Below are 22,672 nucleotides of genomic sequence, written 5' to 3' on the forward strand. Positions count from 1 at the left end.
CTACTTCTTCGCGCGCTTCTCGCGGACCCGGACGTTCACCCGCACGGGGGAACCGTCGAACCCGAACTCCTCACGCAGCCGGCGCTCCAGGAACCGGCGGTAGCCCGCCTCCAGGAATCCCGTGGTGAACAGCACGAACGTGGGCGGCCGCGTCGCCGCCTGAGTCGCGAACAGCACCTTGGGCAGCTTGCCCCGCGCAGGGGCGGCGGCGTCGCGGCCATGACCTCGCGCAACCAGTTGTTGAGGCGGCCCGTCGGGATGCGCTTGTCCCACGACTCGAGCGACGTCTCGATCGCGGGGACCAGCTTCTGCAGCGCGCGGCCGGTCTGCGCGGAGATGTTCACGCGCAGCGCCCACGGGATCTGCACCAGCTCCCGGTCGATCTCCTTCTCCAGCTGGTACCGCCGGTCCTCGTCGACCAGGTCCCACTTGTTGTACGCGATCACGAGCGCGCGGCCGGATTCGATCACCATCGACAGCACCCGCAGGTCCTGCTCCGTGATCGGCTGCGAGGCGTCGATGAGCACGATCGCGACCTCGGCGGCCTCGATCGCACCCTTCGTGCGCAGCGACGCGTAGAACTCGTGCCCGCTGGCCTGGTTGACCTTCTTGCGCAGGCCGGCGGTGTCGATGAACTTCCAGGTCTTGCCGCCGAGCTCGACGAGAGAGTCCACCGGGTCGACGGTGGTGCCCGCGACGTTGTCCACGACGGAGCGGTTCTCACCCGTGAGCTTGTTGAGCAGCGAGCTCTTTCCCACGTTCGGCTTGCCGATGAGCGCGATCCGACGCGGCCCCATGCCGCCGGTGCCCTCGCGCGGCGTCTCCGGCAGCTTCTCCAGGATGACGTCGAGCAGGTCGCCGGTACCGCGGCCGTGGGCGGCCGAGATCGTGTACGGCTCACCTAGGCCCAGCGACCACAACGTCGCGGCCTCGGCCTCGGTGCGCTGATCGTCGACCTTGTTCGCCGCAAGAATGACGGGGGCCTTGGACCGGCGCAGCACGCGGGCGACCGCCTCGTCCGTCGCGGTCGCACCGACGGTGGCGTCCACGACCACGACGATCGCATCGGCGGTGCGCATGGCGACCTCGGCCTGCGCCGCGACCGACTGTTGCATGCCCTTGGCGTCGGGCTCCCAGCCGCCGGTGTCCTGCACCAGGAACCGCCGGCCCGCCCAGTTGGCCTCGTAGCTGATCCGGTCGCGGGTCACGCCCGGGATGTCCTCGACCACGGCCTCGCGGCGGCCGAGGATCCGGTTCACCAGCGTCGACTTGCCCACGTTCGGGCGGCCCACGATGGCCACGGTCGGCAACTTCGCGGCCGCCTCCGCGGCCTCCGCCTCGAGGTCGCTGAAATCGCCCTCGTAGTCGGCGAAGTCACCCTCGTCCTCCCACGTGCCGTCCCCGGCACCGGAGTCGGCGTACTCGAACTCGGTGTCACTCATCGTGCGGCCTCCTTCGCCTGCGCGGATTCGACCCGCTCGCCCCGGTCCCGGCGACCGAGAACACGGTCGGCCAGTTCGGCCACAGCGGCGACGGTCTCATCCAGGTCCATGTCCGACGAGTCCAGTTCGATCGCATCGTCGGCCGGTCGCAGCGGCGAGACCTTGCGGGTCGAATCGAGGCCGTCGCGGCGCTGCACGGATGCCAGCACCTCGTCGTAGTCGCTGGGCAGACCCAGCTCGGTGTTCTGTGCGTGACGGCGCTGCGCACGCGCCTCGGCGGAGGCGGTGAGGTAGATCTTCACCGGCGCGTCGGGGAAGACGACGGTGCCGATGTCGCGGCCCTCCACCACGATCGGCGAATCGTCGTCGGCGGCGATGGCCCGCTGGTAGTCCACGAGCTGTTCGCGCACCTCCGGCACCGCGGAGACGGCCGAGACGGCTGCGGTCACGTCGTCCTCGCGGATCCGCCTCGTGATCGAGATCTCGTCGAGTTCGACCTGTTCGGAGAGCGGGTCGCAGCCCATCGCCAGCGGCAGATCCGCGGTCGCCGCGGCGATCGCCGCCGGGTCCGCGAGGTCCACCTCCTGGTCCAGCGCCCACACCGTGGCGGCGCGGTACATCGCGCCGGTGTCCAGGTAGCGCGCGCCGAGGTTCTCGGCGATACGCCGGGCCACCGTCGACTTCCCGGTCCCCGAGGGGCCGTCCATGGCGATCACGAGGGTCACAGTCCCACCGCTCTCTTCTCGTAGGTCGCTCATAGCCCGACCGCCTTGTAGAGCGCCGTCACTTCGTCGCGGCCGAGCACGCGCAGCGAGCCCGGACGCTGATCGCCAGGGCCACGGAACCGACGTGCGTGCGCACCAGGCGCTCGACGGGGTGCCCCACCTCGGCCAGCAGTCGGCGCACGATGTGCTTGCGGCCCTCGTGCAGCACGATCCGCACCATCGAGCGGCCCTCCGATGCCTCCAGCACGGAGAACTTGTCCGCCTTCACGGGGCCGTCCTCGAGCTCGACACCGTTGCGCAGCGTGTTCCCCAGCCGCCGCGGCACCTCGCCCTGGACCCAGGCCAGATACGTCTTGGGCACCTCGTACGAGGGGTGCATGAGGCGGTGGGCGAGCTCGCCGTCGTTGGTGACGAGCAGCAGGCCCTCGGTGTCGGCGTCGAGTCGGCCCACGTGGAACAGCCGCTGACCGGCGGCGACCCGCTCGGCCACGATGTCGCCCACGCACGGACGGCCCATGTCGTCGCTCATCGTCGACTGCCAGCCGCGCGGCTTGTTCAGCGCGAGATGCACGAGGTTCTCGTTGACCACCACTCGCACGCCGTCCACGCGCACCACCGCGACGTTCGGGTCCACCCGGCGGCCCTGCTCGGTGACGATCTCGCCGTCCACCTCGACCCGGCCGTCCGCGATCATCTCCTCCGCTACGCGTCGCGACGCGACGCCGGCCTGCGCGAGCACCTTCTGCAGGCGCACGCCCTCGGCGGCGGCATCCCCCACTGTCCACGGATTCGACGGTGCGCCGTCCCCCGGCTCCCGCACGGGGACGTTCTGCGTGCGAGCGGGTTTGGCGTTCGAGAGGCGGGGAACCCCGCCTTGGCGGCCGGCCTGCTTGCGCGGCTGTTCGGCGCCCTTCCTCGGCTTGCTGGTTCTACTGCGGTCCGGTGTGCCATCACGGCGAGCGGGTCTGTTCATGATCTGTCCATCATCGCAGGCCCGACGCGATTTCGGTATTCGTCAGCCGCGCGCGCCGCGGATCTCGCTCAGCGAGCGGTTCCGGCGGCCCATGAACAGCACGGACGCGGCGACGGAGGTCACCACGACCGTGCTCACCAGTCCGCCCTCGGGCGGGAAGAACAGCGGGTCGCCGCCCTCGTTCCCGCCGGTCAGCTCGTCGAGGCCGCTCATCATCATGTCGGGGAAGATCCACACCAGGACCGCCAGCACCGCGGCGAGCCCGAACAGGCCGCTCGCGATCGCGCGCCCGCGGACGGCGAACGCCGGACGCACCGTGGCCACGATCACCAGGATCAGGGCGGCGACCGCGAGCCCGGCGCTGACGTAACCCCACGGGATCACCGCATCGGCGACCATGCCCGACTCCGGGAACCCCGGCCGCGACCTGATCGCCGTCGAGGCCGGTTCCGGTGAGGACGAGCCGGCCGGTGCCCGTGAAGCTCCACGGGAGACCGACCTGTCCGACCTTGAATCCGAGCCACGGCGCGGTGGCCGCCCACACCGACAGCACCGCGGAGACGCCGGTGAGGACCAGCGGCCACCAGCGGCGCACCGTCGGCCCGAGGGAACCGAGCGGGAACGCCTCCCGAAGTACGACTGACATGTCGGGCATGGCCTCGACCCTAGCTCCCGTGCCACTTGTACCCGGAAACCGCGGCATCTGCGCAGTACCCGAGCACGGTATCCGTCTACAAATGGGCGCTCGGGATCCGAACGAGCGGCTGGTGCGTCCAATGAGTATGCAGCGGAGAACCCGGGACCTACTCGGCGAGCACTCGGAGTACTGCGCGCGGCGTCTGTTCGCGTCGGTCATCCACGGGGTCCGACAGTCGGGCGAAGCCGAAGTGTGTCTTCGTGATCGCCTCGACGCGCTCGAATTGGTGTACCCCGGGTGCGTGTTCACCGGCTGGTCCGCGGCCGGTCTGCACGGCATCCAGTTCGCGGAGGGCCACCCGCCGGAGATCTGGCTGCCGTCGCAGCGGCGGCGCCGGGATGTGATCATCCGCACCGGCAGGCTCCCCGCCGACGACATCGAGGACGTCCTCGGCCGTCACGCCACCTCCGCCGTGCGCACCGCGTTCGACCTCGGTCGGCACGAGTACCGCGATCAGGCGATCGCCGCCATCGAGCAGTGCGTCCGCCCGAACGAGTTCGGCATCGCGGCGACCACGGTGGAGGAGATCGAGGCGTACATCCGTGACCACCCCGGATTGCACAACACGGCGGCGGTGCGGCGCGAACTCACGGAGGTCGTGCCCGGCGCGCAGTCGCCGTGGGAGACGTTCACCCGGCTCGTCGTGCACCGAGCGGGATTCGTGATGTTCGAGACGCAGTGCCCGATACCGGGAACGGCGTTGCACACCGATCTCGGATCCGCGGGGCACAGGATCGCGATCGAGTACGAGGGCGACTACCACCGCGGCTCGGACCAGCACAAACGCGACATCGCCCGGTGGAACCGGATCACCGGCGACGGTTGGACGCTCATCCTGGTCAGCTCCACCATGCTCACGAACCCGCCGGCTCGGGCCACGTTCGTGGCTCGGATCGAGCGCGAACTCCGCGTCCGGGGTTGGGCAGGGCCGGCACCGTCGACCCCGGAACTGCACTTGTACTCGGAAACCTGGACGAACACGCACGAGGTTGTCGCGGTTTCCGCGTAGAAGTACGAGCGACGGACGATCAGGCGTCGGGGTCGAAACCGATGTCCGCGGCCCGTGGGCGGCTCAGCTTCGCGAACCGCGGCTCCTCGTCGAGGTGCGAGCTGAGGTCCTCGATCACATCGACCTCGGGCAGCAGCGGCGCGAGCGGCGGCAGCTCGTCCAGCGACGTGAGCCCCAGCCGCTCGAGGAACAGGTCGGTGGTCGCGTACGTGGTGGCGCCGCCGTCGGCCCCGGCCTCGGCGATGAGGCCGCGCGCGGCCAGGGTGCGCATCACGCCGTCCACGTTGACGCCGCGCACTGCGCTCACCTGCGAGCGGCTCACCGGCTGCTTGTAGGCGATCACCGCGAGCGTCTCCAGGGCCGCGCGGGTCAGTTTGGACCGCACCCCGTCGAGCAGCAGCCGCTCGACGTACGGCGCGTACTCCGCCCGGCTGTAGAGCCGCCAGCCCTCGGCGGTCTCGCGCAGTTCCATCCCCGAGCGCCGCTCCGCCAACTCGCCGGCCCACGCCCGCAGGTCGGCGGTGATCCGCTCCTCAGGCTCCTCGAGCGCGGTGCCCAGCTGGTCCGCGGTGGCGGGCGCGTCCACCACCAGCAGCAGCGCCTCCAGGGCGGATCGCAGCTCGTCTGGTTCCATGCCCTCGACCAGGGCGAAATCCACGGGTTCGTCGCTCACTCGTCCTCCTGGGCCGGCGCGTCGTCGTATTCGTCGACGGTGCCGCCCACCACGGCACCGTCGTTCTCCCCGGACCAGCGGACCTTGAGGTCGCCGAGCGCCTCGGGCTGGTCGAACAGGACCGCACGCTCGCGGTAGAGCTCGAGCAGCGCGAGGAACCGGGCGATCACCGCGATGCCGGAGTCGCAATCGGCGACGAGCTCGGCGAATCCCGACCAGTGGTCGGGCCGCTCCCGCAGCCTCGCCGCGAGGAGGCGGGCCTGCTCGGGCACCGAGACCTTCGGCACGTGCAGGTGCCCGAGTCCGACTGTCGGCTTCGGCTTGGGGGTGAACGCGGACGCGGCGACGAGCGCGAACTGTTCGGGCGTCACGCCCAGCTGGACCGGGGCACGAGCTCCTCGAACCGGGCCTCCAGCCCGACGGCCCGGGGTACCGACGGTTCGCCTTCGCCTCCAGCTGCGCCATCAGCTCGGCGACCTGCTTGTAGGCGCGGTACTGCAGCAGGCGCGCGAACAGCAGGTCCCGGGCCTCGAGCAGCGCCAGGTCCTCGGCGTCCTCGACCTCGCCGGCGGGCAGGAGACGCGCCGCCTTGAGGTCGAGCAGCGTGGCCGCGACCACCAGGAACTCGGTGGTCTGGTCGAGGTCGGCCTGTGCCCCGAGCTGCTTGGTGTACGCGATGAACTCGTCGGTCACCACGTGCAGCGCCACCTCGGTCACGTCGAGGCGACGCCCACCGATCAGCTGCAGCAGCAGGTCGAAGGGGCCCTCGAAGTTCGTCAGGCGCACGGTGAAGCCCGACGGTGCCTCCGGCGCACCGTCGGCGCCCGGAACGGCGACGTCCGGCGATGCGTGCTCCGCGACCGCCTCGATCGGCTCGGCGTCGGTGGGGGTCACTTCTCCTGCGCGATGACTTCGCGCGCCAACGCCCGGTAGGAGTTCGCCCCGGCCGACTTCGGGGCCCACGAGGTGATCGGCTCCCCCGCGACGGACGTCTCCGGGAAGCGGACTGTCCGCGAGATCACCGAGCGGTAGACGGCGTCGCCGAACACCTCGACCACGCGCGACATCACGTCGCGGGAGTGCAGTGTGCGCGCGTCGAACATGGTGACGACGATGCCGGCGAGGTCCAGCGCCGGGTTGAGCCGGTCCTTCACCTTGTCGACCGTGTCGGTCAGCAGCGCGAGGCCGCGCAGCGCGAAGTACTCGCACTCCATCGGGATCAGCACCTGCTGGGCGGCCGCGAGGGCGTTCACGGTGAGCAGCCCCAGCGACGGCTGGCAGTCGATCAGGATGTAGTCGTAGCGGTCCAGGACCGGGTACAGCGCGCGTGCGAGGGTCTGCTCGCGGCCGACCTCGTTGACCAGCTGGATCTCCGCGGCCGAGAGGTCGATGTTGGACGGCAGCAGGTCCAGGCCCTCGACCCGGGTGCGCAGCAGCACGTCGTCCGCGGAGATCCGCGACTCCATGAGCAGGTTGTGCACCGTGAGTTCGAGCTCGTGGTGCGCCACGCCGAGCCCGGCCGACAGCGCGCCCTGAGGGTCGAGGTCCACCAGCAGCACCCGCCGCCCGTAGGCCGCGAGCGAGGCGCCCAGGTTGATGGTGGTCGTGGTCTTGCCCACACCGCCCTTCTGGTTGCACACCGCGATCACGCGCGCGGGCCCGTGCGTGGGCTTCGGGGTGGGCTCGGGGAACTCGATCCGCGGGCGTCCCGTCGCGTCGAGAGTCTCGTCGTGCGGGTCCCGCGGGGGTGCGTGGTGTGCCAGCTCCCCCAGGTCGAGGCCCGGGTTCTCCGCGTCCGGCGCTGCCGCCACTTGCCACCTCCAGATAAAGTCCTCATCCACCCTAATGCGCGCGAGCCGCGGGCGCCGCAGCGGCACGCGATCAGCCGCGGGCGCGGGGATGCGCCTGGGCGTACACCTCGCGCAGAGCCTGGACGGTGACCAGCGTGTACACCTGCGTCGTGGTCACCGAGGCGTGCCCGAGCAGTTCCTGCACCACCCGCACGTCGGCGCCGCCCTCGAGCAGGTGCGTCGCGAACGAGTGCCGCAGCGTGTGCGGCGAGACGTGGACGCGCGTGGTGTCGATGCCCGCGCGCTCGGCCGCCGCGGCCAGCACCTGCCACGCCGACTGCCGCGACAGCCGCCCGCCGCGCACGTTGAGGAACAGGGCCGGGTTCGAGCGCTTCACCAGCGCCGGCCGCCCCCGCACCAGGTACGCGTCCAACGCCGCGAGCGCGGGCCGGCCGATCGGCACGACCCGCTGCTTCCCGCCCTTGCCCAGCAGCACCACGGACCGCGACTCCGCGTCGATGTCGTCCACGTCCAGGGCCGTCACCTCGGAGATCCGGGCGCCGCACGAGTACAGCAGCTCGAGCATCGCGCGGTCGCGCAGCCGCGACGGGGTGTCGGACTCCGACTCGCCGCCGGCGGCTTCGAGCAGCGCGATCACCTGCTCCACCGGCAGCGCCTTCGGCAGCCGCTTGGCGGGCGCGGGCGGGCGCACCTCGCGGGCCACGTCGACGGCGGCGAACCCCTCGGCGGCGGCGAACCGGTGCAGCCCGCGCACCGCGATGAGCGACCGTGCGGCCGAACTGGCCGCCAGCGGCGGGTGCTCGGCCGACCCCTCGCGCAGCGCCACGAGGAAGCCGCTGACCTGGGCTTCGGTGACCTTCCCGAGGTCGTCCACGCCCAGCCCGCCCAGGTACTCGCGGTACCGCGCCAGGTCGCGCCGGTAGCTGCTGAGGGTGTTCGGCGCCGCGCCGCGCTCCACGGTCAGGTGATCGACGTACGCGCGCAGCTGTTCGCCGAGCCGACCGGTCCCGGCCGCTGCCGGCGTCGCCCTCGCCGACGGCACGGCTACTGCCCGTCCTCCACCGGTCGCCCCTTGCGCGCGGCGAGCGCCGTGGGCCGGCCGGGCCATGCGGCGTCGGCGCAGCGCAGGGGCGTGTCGTCGTCGGTCACCATGGTGGCCGCGAGGATCGCGCTCACCGAGGTGGAGTTCACGATGTCGCCGGCGAGCACCATGCGCACGGCGTCGGGCATGGGGATCCACTCGACGGTCATGTCGAGCTCCTCGTCCTCCTGCTCCGCCATCTCGCAGTAGCGCAGGTCGGTCGCCAGGTACACCCGCACCATCTCGTCGGTGAAGCCCGGCGACGGCGCCAGGTCCACCAGCACGTGCCACTCGCGCGCGCCGAGTCCGGTCTCCTCCGCGAGCTCGCGCTGCGCGGCGGCCACCGGCTCCTCCTCGCCCGAGTGGTCGAGCAGTCCCGCCGGGATCTCCAGCAGGCGGCGGCCCATCGGGTGGCGGTACTGGTTGACCATCGCGATCGCGCCGTCGTCGTTCATCGCGACCACGGCCACGGCACCGTCGTGCTCCACGACGTCGCGGATCGCGGTGCCGCCGCCCGGCATCGTCACCTCGTCGCGACGGACCGCGAAGATCGGGCCCTCGTAGACGTTCTCGGTCCCGACGGCCCGGAATTCGTGCGGTTCGTCAGGCATCGACGGTGTCCTCGTCCGACGGTGCCGCCTCCGGCTCGGCGTCGACCGCGACGGTCCGCACGCCGACCGGGAGCTCCAGCTCCGAGCGGTACTTCAGCGCCGCGCCCACGAACGCCGTGAACAGCGGGTGCGGACGGGTGGGCCGGGACTTGAGCTCGGGGTGCGCCTGCGTGCCGACGAGGAACGGGTGCACGTCCTTCGGGTACTCGACGAACTCGACGAGGTGCCCGTCGGGCGAGGTCCCGGAGAACTTCAGGCCCGACTCGGCGACCCGGTCCCGGTAGGCGTTGTTCACCTCGAAGCGGTGACGGTGCCGCTCCGACACCTCGGTCGCGCCGTACGCGGTCGCCACGATCGATCCGCGCTCGAGCGAAGCGGGGTAGGCGCCCAGGCGCATCGTGCCACCGAGATCCGCCTCACCGGCCACGGCCTGCTCCTGATCCGCCATCGTCGAGATCACGGGGTGCTGGGTGTCGTCGTCGAACTCGGTCGAGCTCGCCCCCTCGAGGCCCACCGACCGCGCGGCCTCGATGACGATGCACTGCAGGCCCAGGCACAGGCCCAGCAGGGGCACGCCGCGCTTGCGGGCGTAGCGGATCGCGCCGAGCTTGCCCTCGATGCCGCGGATGCCGAAGCCGCCGGGGATGAGGATGCCGTCCATGTCGCGCAGCGCGGCGACGGCACCGGACTCGGTCTCGCAGTCGTCCGACGGCACCCACGAGATCTGCACCTTGGCCCAGTTGCCGAAACCGCCGGCGCGCAGCGCCTCGGTCACCGACAGGTAGGCGTCCGGCAGGTCGATGTACTTGCCGACCAGCGCGATGTTGACCGTCTCCCGCGGCTCGTGCACCCGTTTGAGCAGGTCGCCCCACACGGTCCAGTCCACGTCCCGGAACGGCAGGCCCAGCTTGCGCACCACGTAGGCGTCGAGCTGGTTGCGGTGCAGCACCTTCGGCACGTCGTAGATCGACGAGGCGTCCGGGCAGGAGATCACGCCGTCGATGTCGACGTCGCACATCAGCGCGATCTTGTTGCGCTGCCCCTCGGGCACGTCGCGGTCGCAGCGCAGGATCAGCGCATCGGGCGTGATGCCGATCGAGCGCAGCGCGGCGACGGAGTGCTGCGTGGGCTTGGTCTTGAGCTCGCCGGACGCGGCGAGGTACGGCACCAGCGACACGTGCAGGAAGAAGACGTTGTCGCGCCCCACGTCGTGGCGCACCTGGCGGGCGGCCTCGAGGAAGGGCTGCGACTCGATGTCGCCGACGGTGCCGCCGATCTCGGTGATGACCACGTCCGGGGCGATGCCCTCGGCGTCCGGCGCCTGCATCGCGAGGATCCGGTTCTTGATCTCGTCGGTGATGTGTGGGATCACCTGGACGGTGTCGCCCAGGTATTCGCCGCGCCGCTCCTTGGCGATGACGGTCGAATAGACCTGTCCCGTGGTCACGTTCGCGATGCCGGACAGGTCGCGGTCGAGGAACCGCTCGTAGTGGCCCACGTCCAGGTCGGTCTCGGCGCCGTCCTCGGTGACGAACACCTCGCCGTGCTGGAACGGGTTCATGGTGCCCGGATCCACGTTGAGGTACGGATCGAGCTTCTGCATGGTCACGCGCAGACCACGCGCGGTGAGGAGCTGCCCCAGACTGGAAGCCGTCAGGCCCTTACCCAGCGAGGACGCGACGCCCCCGGAGACGAAAATGTGCTTCGTGGCGACACGCGCGCCGACGCGAGGAGAGGGCAATGAGACTCCCGTATTCGAGCGGACAAACCTGCTTCATCTACGGGACTTCAGCCTATCACCTGCCGTTAGCGTGCGCCCGTTCCGTACGCGCGGACGTCCCCGCGCGTTGCCTGCACGAGCCCGAGCGCGACGGAGACCTGCCCGACGACGGTGTCGGCATCGTCGACGGTGGCGAGCCGCGGCGCGAGCGCCCGGTCCTGCCGCACGACCACGATCGGGCCCGCACCCTGCGCCGATCCGGTCCGGCCGGCGAGCACGACGCCGGCGCCGTGGCGCGAGAGTCCAGCCGCGAGGCGGCCGATCCCCTGGCCCTGAGCCGCCTGTGCCCCGGGCACCGTGCCGCCCGTCACGAGGACAGCGGCACGGGCGCCGGGCACCGTCGGGCCGTCGAAGGTGAGGAACCCGGCCTGCCGCAGCGCGGCGAGCGCGTCGGTACGTCCGTTCGACGGCGGTTCGACCGCGTCCTCGGCGAGCAGGATGTTCCCCAGCAGATCGCCGGCGCGGGCGCGGGGATCGACGAGCGCGGCGTCGATCGCCACGTCCGTGGGCGCGGCGTTGTCGACCACGCCGCGCAGTCGCTCGGACTGGTCGTCGGCGTAGAGCGCGGCGGTGAGCGTCAGGTTCCCGGCGACGGTGCCGCCGGCCTGCGTGACGCGCCGCGCGATCTGCGCGACGTCGGCGCGGTCCGCGCCGGGCGCGGCCACGAGGAGCACGGGGATGCCGGCCAGGCCGCGTCCCAGGGTCGACGGTGCTGCGGCGTCCGCGAACGCATCGGCCGCGCGGGCGCGATCGGTCAGGCCGTGGTTCGCGCGTTCGAGCTCCTCGACCTGGGCGCGCAGGTCCTTGAGATCACCGTCGGTGGTGAACCGCGCCAGGACGCCGCCGCCCAACGCCACACCGACGGCGAACGCCAGCAGGATCGCGGCCCAGAACAGGGCCGGCCGACGGGCGCCGGAGGAGCGGAGGCGGCGGGTCGGGCCGGGCACCTAGAGGGCCCGGAACTGGCCCTGGACCCAGAGCGCGAAACGGTTCCACTGGTCGATCACCCACTGCAGCAGGTCGTGGCCCTGGTTGGAGACCAGTACCGCGACCACCACCGCGACGAGCGCCGCGAGGATGAACAGCGCGATCGCGCCGCCGTGGCCGCGGCTGCGGTAGAGGGTGGCGACGGCCTTGCCGTCGACCAACTTCGTACCCACCTTGAGGCGGGTGAGGAAGGTCGACGGGTTCGACTCGCGGCGACCCGCGTCGAAGAACTCCTCCAGCGACGCCGAGTGGCCCACCGAGACGATCAGCGAGGCGCCGTGGTGGTCCGCGATGATCAGCGCGAGGTCGGCCGCCGAACCGGTGGCCGGGAAGGTCATCGCGCCGATGCCGAGATCCTGGATGCGCTCGAGGCCCGGGGCGTGCCCGTCGGGCGCGGCGGGAAGCACCACCTGCGCGCCCGAGCGCAGGGTGTTGGTGGTGATCATCTCCGGGTCGCCGACGATGAGGTCGGGGCGGTAGCCGGCCTTGACCAGGGCGTCGGCGCCACGGTTCACGCCGATCAGCACCGGCGCGTACTCCTTGATGAACGGCTTGAGGCGCTTGAGGTCCTCGGCGTGATCGGGACCGTCGGAGACGACGAGCACGTGGCGCTCGTTGAGGTTCACCTCGACATCCGGGATGCCGACGCCGTCGATGAGCAGCGGCGACTCGACGCGGATGAACTCGACGGTGTTGCCGGCGAAGGCCTCGAGGTGGTCGACCACGCCCGAGCGGGCGGCGAGCATGCGCGAGGTCACGTCGGTGTCGGTGAGTTCCTCGCCCTCGGCCAGCTCGCGTTCGCCGGCGTACACGACGCCCTCGTGCACGCGAACCCTCGCGCCGTCCTTGATCCGGGAGAACACCTCTTTGCCCGCGTCGTCGATGAGCTCGATCCCGGCGGCCGCCAGCACCTCGGGGCCGAGGTTCGGGTAGCGACCGGAGATGAACGGCGACGCGTTGACCACCGCCGCGACGCCGGCCTCGACCATGAGGTCGGCGGTGGTGCGGTCGAGGTCCAGCTCGTCGCACACCACGATGTCGCCGCGGCCGATCCGGCCGAGCAGACGCGTGGTGTCCTTGTCGACCCGGGCGGTGCCGGTGACGCCGGGCAGGTTCGCCGTGTTGCGGGACAGCAGGCCAGTGAGCTTCATGGCTGCCATCTTGCACCGTCAGTCACATTGATCACGGGAGGCGCGCCGACAACACGGGAAACTTGAATCACACGGGTGTCACTTGGACGCGTGCACTCCCGACTGCGCGACCTTGTCGCTGTCGGCGGCGTCGAGGAGTTCCTCCGCATGGGCGCGGCCGGTGTCGGAATCGCCGAGCCCCGCGAGCATGCGGGCCAGCTCGGCGATCCGCTCCTCCCGCGAGAGCGCGGTCAGGGTCGAGGTCACCGAGCCCTTGCCGGTCTGCTTCCCCACGGTCAGGTGCGTGTCCGCGAACGCGGCGACCTGCGGCAGGTGCGTCACGACGATCACCTGATGCCGCTGCGCCAACGCCGCGAGCCGCCGCCCGATCTCGACCGCCGCCTTCCCGCCCACGCCGGCGTCGACCTCGTCGAACACCATCGTGAGCCCCTGTTCGGTGGCCGCGAGGACCACCTCGAGCGCGAGCATCACGCGGGAGAGCTCGCCGCCCGACGCGGACTTGCCGATGGGCAGCGGGTTCGCGCCGTCGTGGGCGACCAGCCGGAACTCGACCACGTCGGTGCCGTACGCGCCGGCGCGGCGCGCGGCACCGTCGACCACGATCCCGTCCCCGTCGTGCGCCACCGCGTCCGGCGCCACGTCGACCGTGATCGACGCGTCGCCCATGGCCAGCTTGCGCAGCTCGCCCGTGACCTTCTTGCCGAGCGAGCCGGCGGCCTTCATCCGCGCCGCGGTGAGAGTCGCGGCCGCAGCGGCGAGTTCCGCCTCGAGCTCCGTGACGCGGCTCTGCAGCGCCGCAAGGCCTTCCGCCGAGGTATCGATCCCTTCCAGCCGGGTCCGGGCCTCGTCCGCCCACGCGATCACGCCGTCGATGTCGGGGGCGTACTTGCGGGTGAGGGTCTTGAGCTCGGACTGGCGCAACAGCAGCGATTCGAGCTCCGACGGGTCGCTGGGCAGGTCCGCGAGGTAGCCGCCGAGCTCGGTCGCCACGTCGCCGGCGACGGTCGTCGCCTCCTCGATCCGCTCGGCGAGCGCGCGCAGCGCGGCGTCGTCCGAACCGGAGAGCGCGGCGCGGACGGTTCCCAGCAGGTCCAGGACCGAGCCCGCGCTCTCGGCGTCGCTGCCGTAGCCGCCACCCGTGATCGCGGCGTAGGACGTGTCGGCCGCGTCCCGCAGCGTGTCGAGGTCCGAGAGCCGCTTGATCTTCGAGGTGGTGTCGGCGTCCTCGCCCGGGGTCGGGGAGACGCGGTCGATCTCGGCGAGCGATGCCGTGAGGTGGTCCTGCTCGAGGGCCAATTCGCGTGAGCGCGTGGTGCGGTCGGCGAGCTCCGCGCGGGCGGCGAGCCATTCCTCCCGCACGCGCTGGTACGCGCGCAGCGCCTTGGCCACAGGGGTGCCGGCGAAGGCGTCGAGGAGGTCCCGCTGTCGCTCGGGCCGGAGCAACCGCAACTGGTCGTTCTGCCCGTGCACCGTGAGCAGCGGCCCGGCGAACTCCGACAGGGTGCCCACCGGAACGCTGCGACCGCCGAGATAGGCGCGCGAGCGTCCATCGGCGGCGACGCTGCGCACCGCGATCACGGCGTCGTCGTCGAGGTCGCCGCCGGCACCGTCGACCGTCTCGCGGACCAGATCGGCCGAGCTGGCCCCGGTCAGCGAGAAACGGCCCTCGACGACGGCCTTGTCGGCCCCCGCGCGGATACGTCCGGGGTCGGCGCGCGCACCGGCGAGCAGATGCAGGCTCGTCACGACCATCGTCTTGCCCGCGCCGGTCTCGCCGGTGAGCACCGTGAGGCCCGGCGCGAACTCCGCCGCGGCCTGCTCGATGACGCCGAGCGACGAGATGCGGATCTCCTCGAGCACTTCGCTATCCCCGATTCCCGTGCTGTCGTGCGCTGCGCCGCCGCTGTAGTCGGCGCCGCCGGCGTCGCCGTCATGGCGGCCGCGCCAGCCGCTGATGGGCAGTTGGAACTTGGTCACCAGCCGGTCCGTGAACGGGCCCGCGCCCAGCTTGATGAACCGCACGGGCTCCTCCCCGCGGCGGATCTCGATGCGTCCGCGTTCGGGGACCTCCAGTGTGCGGCGGCCGTCGCAGAAAGCGATCGCCTCGTGCCTGCTGCCCTCGACCTCGATCGCGATCACGGAGCGCGGGCTCGTCACCATGGGCCGCGCGAACAGGGCGTGCGCGTTGCTCGGCACGATGAGCAGGGCCTCCAGGTCCGGCCACATGACGGGCCCGCCGGCGGAGAACGCGTAGGCGGTGGAGCCGGTCGGCGTCGCGACGAGCAGGCCGTCGCAGGCGAACCGCGAGACGGGACGGCCGTCGACCTCGGTGACCAACTCGAGCAGACCCTGCCGCGACCGGTTCTCCACGCTGACCTCGTTGAGCGCCCACCCCTCGGAGACGAGCCGGTCGCCGTCGTGGATCGCGACGTCGAGCGTCATCCGCGGGTGCACGGTGTAGCGGCGGTGCACGAGGTCGTCGATGGTGGCGGGCACCGTGTCGACCTCGGACTCTGCCAGGAAACCGACGTGACCGAGGTTGATGCCGACGATGGGGACGTCGGCGCGGCGCGCGAGCTCGGCGCCGCGGAGGAACCCACCGTCGCCGCCGAGGACCACGACCACCTCGCAGCCGACCGCGGCGTCGTCGGGCGCCTCGCGGACGTCGCTCTCGAGCTTCATGTGGACCCCGGCAGCGGCCAGACGCCGCCGGATGTCGTCGACCGTGCGGTCCACGTCGCTGCGCAGCGTGTGCACCACCACCAGGAACGTCCGGTCGTGCGCTGTCGTCACTGCGGTCCCTCCGTCACGGCCGTCCAGATCATCTCGTCCACGTCGGCGGGGAGCGGCACGGCTCCGTCCCCGTCGTCCTTGCGCAAGTGCAGAAAGTACTCGACGTTGCCCGACGGACCGGGCAGCGGGCTGAAGGTGATCCCGCGGGTCGACAGCCCCACCGCGGCGGCCGCCTCGGCGACGCCGCGCACCGCGCTGGCGCGCAGCCGACTGTCGCGGACCACTCCGCCCGACCCGACGTTGCCCTTCCCCACCTCGAACTGCGGCTTCACCATCGGTAGCAGGTCGGCGCCGGGAGCCGAGCAGCGCGCCAGCGCCGGCAGCACCAGGGCCAACGAGATGAACGACAGATCGCCGACCGCCAGGTCGACGGGGCCCCGAGCACCTCCGGTTCGAGCGTGCGGACGTTGGTGCGGTCCATGACGGTCACTCGGGCGTCGTCGCGCAGCCGCCAGACCAGCTCGCCGTAGCCGACGTCGACGGCGTAGACCCGCTGCGCGCCGCGGTGCAGCAGGACGTCGGTGAAGCCGCCCGTGGACGCGCCGGCATCGAGGCACCGTCGGCCCTGGACCGCGACGTCGGGGAACGAGTCGAGCGCACCGATCAGCTTGTGCGCACCGCGGGAGGCCCATTCGACCTCACCCGCGACGGCTGTGACGTGCACCGGATCGGCGGGATCGATCTGGTTGGCGGCCTTCCGCGCGATCTGCTTGTTGACGGTGACCCGTCCGGCGTCGATCAGCTCGCGCGCATGCTCGCGCGAGCGGGCCATCCCGCGGCGCACCAGTTCGGCGTCGAGCCGTACCCTGCGCGCCATCAGGCGCGGTCCACCGTGTCCAGAGCGTTGACGAGCAGCTCGTGGGCCTGCTCGAACAGCGCGGCCTGGCGTCCCAGTACGGCGAGCTCGCCGACGCCGGCGACGGAGCCGGGGTCGACGACGGGCGCCGCGTCGAGTTCGTCGACGCGGTGCATCAGATCCTCGACGGCCGTGCGCACGCCGGCCGCGTCCCGCCCTTCCGGATTCATCGGTTCCACGCTAGCGGATGCTCAGGCGCAGGCCCGCCCGGGATTGCTCGGGGAGCTCGCGCGCCGCGGCCACGGCCACGTACACGGCCTCCGCCGGATCCGCGCCCGGCGCGGCAGTCACGATCAGGTCGTCTCCCGCGACGGTGGCCGTCCACCCGGGGCGCTGCCCGGGGAGCGACGCCTCGGCCGGCAGGCGCAGGCCCGCGAGGGTCTCGGCGACGAAGGTGGGCTGGTGCCGGTCGGGTGCCCTGACGAGGTCCTGGACGTCGTTCACGCCGGTCAGCACGAGGTAGGTGTCGGCGCCGAAGGCGTTGCCGCCCTCGATGTCGGTATCGAGCCGGTCGCCCACCACGAGCGCGGTCGTCGCCCCGGCCGCGCGCATCGCGTCGACGAAGATCGGGGTGAACGGCTTGCCGGCGACCTGTGGCTCACGATCGGTGGCGTTGCGCACGGCGCCGACCATCGACCCGTTGCCCACGAGGAACCCTCGCTCGGTGGGGAGCGTCGCGTCCGTGTTGGTGGCGACCCACACCGCACCGGCGCGGATCGCGAGCGCCGCCTCCGACAGCTGCGCCCATCCGGTCTCCGGGCTGTGGCCCTGGATCACGGCGCGGGCGTCCTCGGCGCGGTCGACGACGGAGAGGCCCCGTGTCTCGACCTCTGCCCGCAGGGCCGGAGCGCCGACCACGAGTACCGGAGTCCCCGCTGGAACGAGCGACGCGAGCAGTCCCGCGCCCGCCTGCGCGCTGGTGACAACGGCACAGTCGGGTGCGGAGAAGCCCAGGTCGCGCAGGTGCCGCGCCACGTCCGACGGTGCGCGACTCGCATTGTTCGTGACGTAGGTGACGGGAAGGTCCGTGAGGGCCTCCGCTGCGCCGGGGATCGCCGCCGCCCCCGCGTACACGGTGCCGTCCAGATCGACGAGCAGCCTGTCGTACGCGCTGACCAGCGAGCCGCTCATTCGCCGTCGGACAGCTCGGCGACCCGATCCTCGGCGTCGGTGAACTCGTCCTCGTCGGCCGCGGCCGCGTTGAGGAACCACGTCAGTGCGTCGGACCGACGGTCCGCGTTGAGGAGGGCCTCGGCGTACGCGTAGAACAGGCGCGCGGCGTGGAAGCCCCGCCGGGCCGGGTTCAAGTCCTCGGCACGGAGCGTGACGACGGCCTTGTCGTACTCGCCCATGTCCATCCGAGCGCCCGCCTCGACGATGCGCAGCTCGGTCCGATCGTCACCGATGAGCTTCGCCGCCTCGTCGCCGCGGGCCGTCTCGATCGCCTTCTCGGGTCGCCCGAGACCGCGCTCGCTGTCGGCGATCATCGGCAGCAGATTGACACTGCCTCCCATCCGCTTGGCGGCCCGCAGCTCGCTGAGTGCCTCCGCCCACTCGCCGTTCATGTACGCCGCGATCCCGCACGCCTCCCGGACCGCAGCGATGCGACCCGCCCGCTCCCGCGCCGCCCGCGCGTGCGCCGGGCCGCCGCGGGGTCGGAGTCCAGCAGCCGCCCGGCGAGCACGAGATGCGACGAGACGAGCTCGGCGTTGTTCTTGTCCAGGCTGAGCAGATCGCGGCGCACCCCGGGATCGAGCTCCTTCGGGTCGACGTCCTTCGGGATCGACGGTTCGCCCGCCCGAGTCCGCGGCCGGTCCGACCGCTGATCGTCGCGCGTGAACCCGCCGCCGGGCCGCGGACCCGCGCCGTTGCGACCGCCGTACGAACTACCGCCGCGCCGATCTCCGCCGCCCCGGCGGTCCCCTCCCGGTCCGCCACCTCGACGGTCAGCGGTACCCCCGGCCGCGCGGCGGTCCCCCGACGGGCGCCCGCCGAAGTCCCGGCGGTCGCCGGAGCCCGCGGAGCGCCGATCGCTCGAGGAACGCCGTTCACCGGACGGGCGGCCTCCGAACTCTCGCCGGTCGCCGCTGCGGGAATCACCGCTGCGGTTGTCACGGCGATCACCGCCGCGGAAGTCCCGACGATCCCCACCGCGACGGTCGTCGCCACGGGCCCCGCGGTCGTTGCTCCGGCTGGTGCTACGTGACGAATCTCCGCCGTTACCGCGGTCGTTCCGGTCCGCGGGATTGGTGAATCCCGCGCGCCGCCGGCGTTCGCCGCTCGACTCTGCCACGTTGCACTCGCTTCCCGTCGCCACCGGCGGCGACTCTCACGCTCTTACTGTACTTGGACATGACGAAGGCCCCTGAGGATGCGGAGCACTTCACAGTGCTCGACACGATCCCCAAGGGCCTTCATCCTGTATCTAATTTTAGTCCGGCGGTGTCCTACTCTCCCACACCCTCACGAGTGCAGTACCATCGGCGCTGAAGGGCTTAGCTTCCGGGTTCGGAATGGAGCCGGGCGTTTCCCCTTCGCTATGGCCGCCGTAACACTTCGAGACATGTGTTGTCTCAGACATTGCATAGTGGACGCGAACCAGACCAACGTCTGGATTCTGTTTCAGTTACACGCTATTCGTTTCTGCGAGGCTCGTTGCTCGTTTTGGCGAATGTTATGTGTGTGGTAAGTCCTCGACCGATTAGTACCAGTCACCTACACGCATTACTGCGCTTCCAGTTCTGGCCTATCAACCCCATAGTCTGTAGGGGGTCTTACCCACTCAAGGTGGTGAGAAACCTAATCTTGGAACAGGCTTCCCGCTTAGATGCTTTCAGCGGTTATCCCTTCCGAACGTAGCCAACCAGCCGTGCTCCTGGTGGAACAACTGGCACACCAGAGGTTCGTCCGTCCCGGTCCTCTCGTACTAGGGACAGCCTTCCTCAAGTTTCTAACGCGCGCGGCGGATAGAGACCGAACTGTCTCACGACGTTCTAAACCCAGCTCGCGTGCCGCTTTAATGGGCGAACAGCCCAACCCTTGGGACCTACTCCAGCCCCAGGATGCGACGAGCCGACATCGAGGTGCCAAACCATCCCGTCGATATGGACTCTTGGGGAAGATCAGCCTGTTATCCCCGGGGTACCTTTTATCCGTTGAGCGACACCGCTTCCACTTGCCGGTGCCGGATCACTAGTCCCGACTTTCGTCCCTGCTCGACCTGTCAGTCTCACAGTCAAGCTCCCTTGTGCACTTGCACTCAACACCTGATTGCCAACCAGGCTGAGGGAACCTTTGGGCGCCTCCGTTACATTTTGGGAGGCAACCGCCCCAGTTAAACTACCCACCAGGCACTGTCCCTGAACCAGATCATGGTCCGAGGTTGAGGTATCCAATACGATCAGAGTGGTATTTCAACAACGACTCCACGAACACTGGCGTGCCCGCTTCACAGTCTCCCACCTATCCTACACAAACCGAACCGAACACCAATACCAAGCTATAGTGAAGGTCCCGGGGTCTTTTCGTCCTGCCGCGCGTAACGAGCATCTTTACTCGTACTGCAATTTCGCCGAGTCTGTGGTTGAGACAGCAGAGAAGTCGTTACGCCATTCGTGCAGGTCGGAACTTACCCGACAAGGAATTTCGCTACCTTAGGATGGTTATAGTTACCACCGCCGTTTACTGGGGCTTAAATTCTCAGCTTCGCCTTACGGCTAACCGGTCCTCTTAACCTTCCAGCACCGGGCAGGCGTCAGTCCATATACATCGTCTTACGACTTCGCATGGACCTGTGTTTTTAGTAAACAGTCGCTTCTCTCTGGTCTCTGCGACCCCACCCAGCTCAAGCCGAAAAAGCCGTCACCAGGTCGGGTCCCCCTTCTCCCGAAGTTACGGGGGCATTTTGCCGAGTTCCTTAACCACAGTTCTCTCGATCTCCTTGGTATTCTCTACCTGACCACCTGTGTTGGTTTGGGGTACGGGCCACATCAGATCTCGCTAGAGGCTTTTCTCGGCAGCATAGGATCATGGAATTCACCGCAACGGCTACGCATCACCTCTCAGGCACCACAGGATCCGGATTTGCCTAGATCCCGCCCTACAGGCTTACACCAGTACAACCACTGACTGGCCCCACTACCTTCCTGCGTCACCCCATCGCTTGACTACTACCAGCCGAGGTCCCGTGCATCCACTCCACCGTCACCCGAAGGTGATCTGGAAGCTTCAGGACGGTTAGTACAACTGATTCATCAGGGGCGATCTGACACGGGTACGGGAATATCAACCCGTTGTCCATCGACTACGCCTGTCGGCCTCGCCTTAGGTCCCGACTCACCCTGGGAGGATTAACCTAGCCCAGGAACCCTTGGTCATCCGGAGGACAAGTTTCTCACTTGTCATTCGCTACTCATGCCTGCATTCTCACTCGCGCAGCCTCCACAACTGGGTCACCCCGCTGCTTCTACGGCTGCACGACGCTCCCCTACCCACCCACACCCGAAAGTGTGAGTGCCGCGGCTTCGGCGGTGTACTTGAGCCCCGCTACATTGTCGGCGCCCAGCCACTAGACCAGTGAGCTATTACGCACTCTTTCAAGGGTGGCTGCTTCTAAGCCAACCTCCTGGTTGTCTTCGCGACCGGACATCCTTTTCCACTTAGTACACGCTTAGGGGCCTTAGCCGGCGATCTGGGCTGTTTCCCTCTCGACTACGAAGCTTATCCCCCGCAGTCTCACTGCCACGTTCTCACTTACCGGCATTCGGAGTTTGGCTGACGTCAGTAACCTGTGAGGGCCCATCGGCCATCCAGTAGCTCTACCTCCGGCAAGAAACACGTGACGCTGCACCTAAATGCATTTCGGGGAGAACCAGCTATCACGGAGTTTGATTGGCCTTTCACCCCTACCCACAGCTCATCCCCTCAGTTTTCAACCTAAGTGGGTTCGGGCCTCCACAACATCTTACTGCTGCTTCACCCTGGCCATGGGTAGATCACTCCGCTTCGGGTCCAGACCCGGCGACTCAACCGCCCTATTCGGACTCGCTTTCGCTACGGCTACCCCACAACGGGTTAACCTCGCCACCGAGCACTGACTCGCAGGCTCATTCTTCAAAAGGCACGCCATCACCCGAAGGCTCTGACGGATTGTAAGCACACGGTTTCAGGTACTATTTCACTCCCCTCCCGGGGTACTTTTCACCTTTCCCTCACGGTACTAGTCCGCTATCGGTCGCAAGGTAGTATTCAGGCTTACCGGGTGGTCCCGGCAGATTCACAGCAAATTCCACGGGCTCGCTGCTACTCGGGAATCCATCAAGACAGGCACCACGTTTTCGGTTACGGGACTCTCACCCCCTCCGGCGGACCATTCCAGGCCACTTCACCTAACATGACACTTTCTCACTGCCCTCCAGCAAGGTAGTACTGGAAAGATGAACCCCACAACACCACACACACAACCCCTACCCGGTATCACATGTGCATGGTTTAGCCTCATCCGCTTTCGCTCGCCACTACTCACGGAATCACTATTGTTTTCTCTTCCTGAGGGTACTGAGATGTTTCACTTCCCCTCGTTCCCTCCACACCGTCTATATATTCAACGGCAGGTAACACCACATGACTGGTGCTGGGTTTCCCCATTCGGAAATCCTCGGATCACAGCTCGGTTGACAGCTCCCGAGGCATATCGCAGCCTCCCACGTCCTTCATCGGCTCCTTGCGCCAAGGCATCCACCGTGCGCCCTTAGACACTTACAACACACAAAACACACACCAAACCCGAAACAACCGAAGCCATCACAAAATTCGATGCGCCCTTCATGACATCAAGCGCCAAAAAAACACAACAAAATGCTTACACAGAAACATGTAAAATTACAGAAACAAAAACCACGACAACCAGACACAAACGATCCGGCATCATGGTTGATGCTCGCGTCCACTATACAATTCTCAAACAACACACACCACCACACCGCCACCAGCCCGGCCCCGAAGAACCAGTACGCCGGCGCAGACACGCAGCAGCACAGAGAAGACGTGTCCTCTCAGACACCCAACAGTGTGCCGACGAAACC

Annotated in this window: 14 protein-coding genes, 2 rRNA genes and 5 pseudogenes; 1 reads left to right on the forward strand and 20 read right to left on the reverse strand. The window is 69.1% G+C overall.

The annotated features are described in order from the left end of the window. The 4 genes and pseudogenes from der to MTP03_RS12295 all read right to left on the reverse strand — a co-directional run bounded on the left by der (position 1) and on the right by MTP03_RS12295 (position 3,539). Positions 1-1,442: pseudogene (gene der, locus MTP03_RS12280) on the reverse strand (ribosome biogenesis GTPase Der). Beyond that, positions 1,439-2,200, reverse strand: a complete 762-nt coding sequence (gene cmk / locus MTP03_RS12285; protein ID WP_248488559.1) for a (d)CMP kinase — start codon at positions 2,198-2,200, stop codon at positions 1,439-1,441. Before cmk ends, der begins: the two are co-directional and overlap by 4 nt. Beyond that, positions 2,197-3,140 (reverse strand): annotated as a pseudogene (locus MTP03_RS12290) (pseudouridine synthase). The gene cmk and the pseudogene MTP03_RS12290 overlap by 4 nt, the downstream one beginning before the upstream one ends. 42 nt (positions 3,141-3,182) lie before the next feature. Next, on the reverse strand, positions 3,183-3,539 hold the full coding sequence (locus tag MTP03_RS12295; RefSeq protein WP_248488560.1) for a hypothetical protein: 357 nt from the start codon (positions 3,537-3,539) through the stop codon (positions 3,183-3,185). A 539-nt stretch (positions 3,540-4,078) separates the two neighbouring features. Here MTP03_RS12295 and MTP03_RS12300 point away from each other — a divergent pair. Beyond that, complete coding sequence (locus tag MTP03_RS12300) at positions 4,079-4,846, forward strand: hypothetical protein (protein ID WP_248488561.1); 768 nt, start codon at positions 4,079-4,081, stop codon at positions 4,844-4,846. 19 nt (positions 4,847-4,865) lie between these two features. Here the strand turns inward: MTP03_RS12300 and scpB are convergent, their stop codons facing one another. The 16 genes and pseudogenes from scpB to MTP03_RS12375 form a co-directional block, all read right to left on the reverse strand. Further along, positions 4,866-5,519, reverse strand: a complete 654-nt coding sequence (gene scpB / locus MTP03_RS12305; RefSeq protein ID WP_371820743.1) for an SMC-Scp complex subunit ScpB — start codon at positions 5,517-5,519, stop codon at positions 4,866-4,868. Then, a pseudogene (locus tag MTP03_RS12310) lies at positions 5,516-6,413 on the reverse strand (ScpA family protein). The gene scpB and the pseudogene MTP03_RS12310 overlap by 4 nt, the downstream one beginning before the upstream one ends. Continuing rightward, complete coding sequence (locus tag MTP03_RS12315; protein ID WP_248492145.1) at positions 6,410-7,291, reverse strand: ParA family protein; 882 nt, start codon at positions 7,289-7,291, stop codon at positions 6,410-6,412. The pseudogene MTP03_RS12310 and the gene MTP03_RS12315 overlap by 4 nt, the downstream one beginning before the upstream one ends. Positions 7,292-7,400: 109 nt before the next feature. After that, positions 7,401-8,315, reverse strand: coding sequence for a site-specific tyrosine recombinase XerD (gene xerD / locus MTP03_RS12320; protein ID WP_371820970.1), 915 nt, complete (start codon positions 8,313-8,315; stop codon positions 7,401-7,403). Between the two features lie 59 nt (positions 8,316-8,374). Next, positions 8,375-9,022 (reverse strand): NUDIX hydrolase, encoded by a 648-nt coding sequence (locus tag MTP03_RS12325; RefSeq protein ID WP_248488563.1) that lies wholly within the window; start codon positions 9,020-9,022, stop codon positions 8,375-8,377. Between the two features lie 87 nt (positions 9,023-9,109). Beyond that, positions 9,110-10,763 (reverse strand): annotated as a pseudogene (locus tag MTP03_RS12330) (CTP synthase); the annotation flags it as partial. A gap of 65 nt (positions 10,764-10,828) precedes the next feature. Further along, a complete protein-coding gene (locus MTP03_RS12335; RefSeq protein ID WP_248488565.1) occupies positions 10,829-11,749 on the reverse strand; it encodes a copper transporter in 921 nt (306 codons plus the stop codon). Continuing rightward, positions 11,750-12,940: a putative cytokinetic ring protein SteA gene (gene steA, locus MTP03_RS12340; RefSeq protein ID WP_248488566.1), complete on the reverse strand. Its 1,191-nt coding sequence runs from the start codon at positions 12,938-12,940 to the stop codon at positions 11,750-11,752. A 78-nt stretch (positions 12,941-13,018) separates the two neighbouring features. Then, a complete protein-coding gene (recN, locus tag MTP03_RS12345) occupies positions 13,019-15,733 on the reverse strand; it encodes a DNA repair protein RecN (protein WP_371820744.1) in 2,715 nt (904 codons plus the stop codon). After that, positions 15,730-16,550 (reverse strand): annotated as a pseudogene (locus MTP03_RS12355) (TlyA family RNA methyltransferase). The gene recN and the pseudogene MTP03_RS12355 overlap by 4 nt, the downstream one beginning before the upstream one ends. Next, positions 16,550-16,759: a hypothetical protein gene (locus MTP03_RS12360; RefSeq protein WP_248488567.1), complete on the reverse strand. Its 210-nt coding sequence runs from the start codon at positions 16,757-16,759 to the stop codon at positions 16,550-16,552. Before MTP03_RS12360 ends, MTP03_RS12355 begins: the two are co-directional and overlap by 1 nt. 10 nt (positions 16,760-16,769) lie before the next feature. Then, positions 16,770-17,720 (reverse strand): HAD hydrolase-like protein, encoded by a 951-nt coding sequence (locus tag MTP03_RS23755; RefSeq protein ID WP_371820745.1) that lies wholly within the window; start codon positions 17,718-17,720, stop codon positions 16,770-16,772. Then, complete coding sequence (locus MTP03_RS23760; RefSeq protein WP_371820746.1) at positions 17,717-18,154, reverse strand: hypothetical protein; 438 nt, start codon at positions 18,152-18,154, stop codon at positions 17,717-17,719. Before MTP03_RS23760 ends, MTP03_RS23755 begins: the two co-directional genes overlap by 4 nt. Next, entirely contained in the window at positions 18,151-18,333 is a 183-nt protein-coding gene (locus MTP03_RS23765; protein ID WP_371820747.1) for a hypothetical protein, read from the reverse strand. The genes MTP03_RS23760 and MTP03_RS23765 overlap by 4 nt, the downstream gene beginning before the upstream one ends. A gap of 690 nt (positions 18,334-19,023) precedes the next feature. Further along, positions 19,024-19,140, reverse strand: a 5S ribosomal RNA gene (gene rrf / locus MTP03_RS12370). 130 nt (positions 19,141-19,270) lie between these two features. Continuing rightward, positions 19,271-22,352: ribosomal RNA gene (locus MTP03_RS12375) — 23S ribosomal RNA — on the reverse strand. Positions 22,353-22,672 lie beyond the last annotated feature (320 nt).

Source organism: Tsukamurella sp. PLM1, from assembly GCF_023168325.1.
GTDB lineage: Bacteria > Actinomycetota > Actinomycetes > Mycobacteriales > Mycobacteriaceae > Tsukamurella.

Bases quoted from the DNA above. Each gene is read 5' to 3' on its own strand.
- MTP03_RS23760 (WP_371820746.1), bottom strand. From the start codon at position 18,154: ATGAACGGCGAGTGGGCGGAGGCACTCAGCGAGCTGCGGGCCGCCAAG.
- MTP03_RS12295 (WP_248488560.1), bottom strand. From the start codon at position 3,539: ATGGTCGCCGATGCGGTGATCCCGTGGGGTTACGTCAGCGCCGGGCTC.
- steA (WP_248488566.1), bottom strand. From the start codon at position 12,940: ATGAAGCTCACTGGCCTGCTGTCCCGCAACACGGCGAACCTGCCCGGC.
- cmk (WP_248488559.1), bottom strand. From the start codon at position 2,200: ATGAGCGACCTACGAGAAGAGAGCGGTGGGACTGTGACCCTCGTGATC.
- MTP03_RS23755 (WP_371820745.1), bottom strand. From the start codon at position 17,720: ATGAGCGGCTCGCTGGTCAGCGCGTACGACAGGCTGCTCGTCGATCTG.
- MTP03_RS12360 (WP_248488567.1), bottom strand. From the start codon at position 16,759: ATGAATCCGGAAGGGCGGGACGCGGCCGGCGTGCGCACGGCCGTCGAG.
- MTP03_RS12325 (WP_248488563.1), bottom strand. From the start codon at position 9,022: ATGCCTGACGAACCGCACGAATTCCGGGCCGTCGGGACCGAGAACGTC.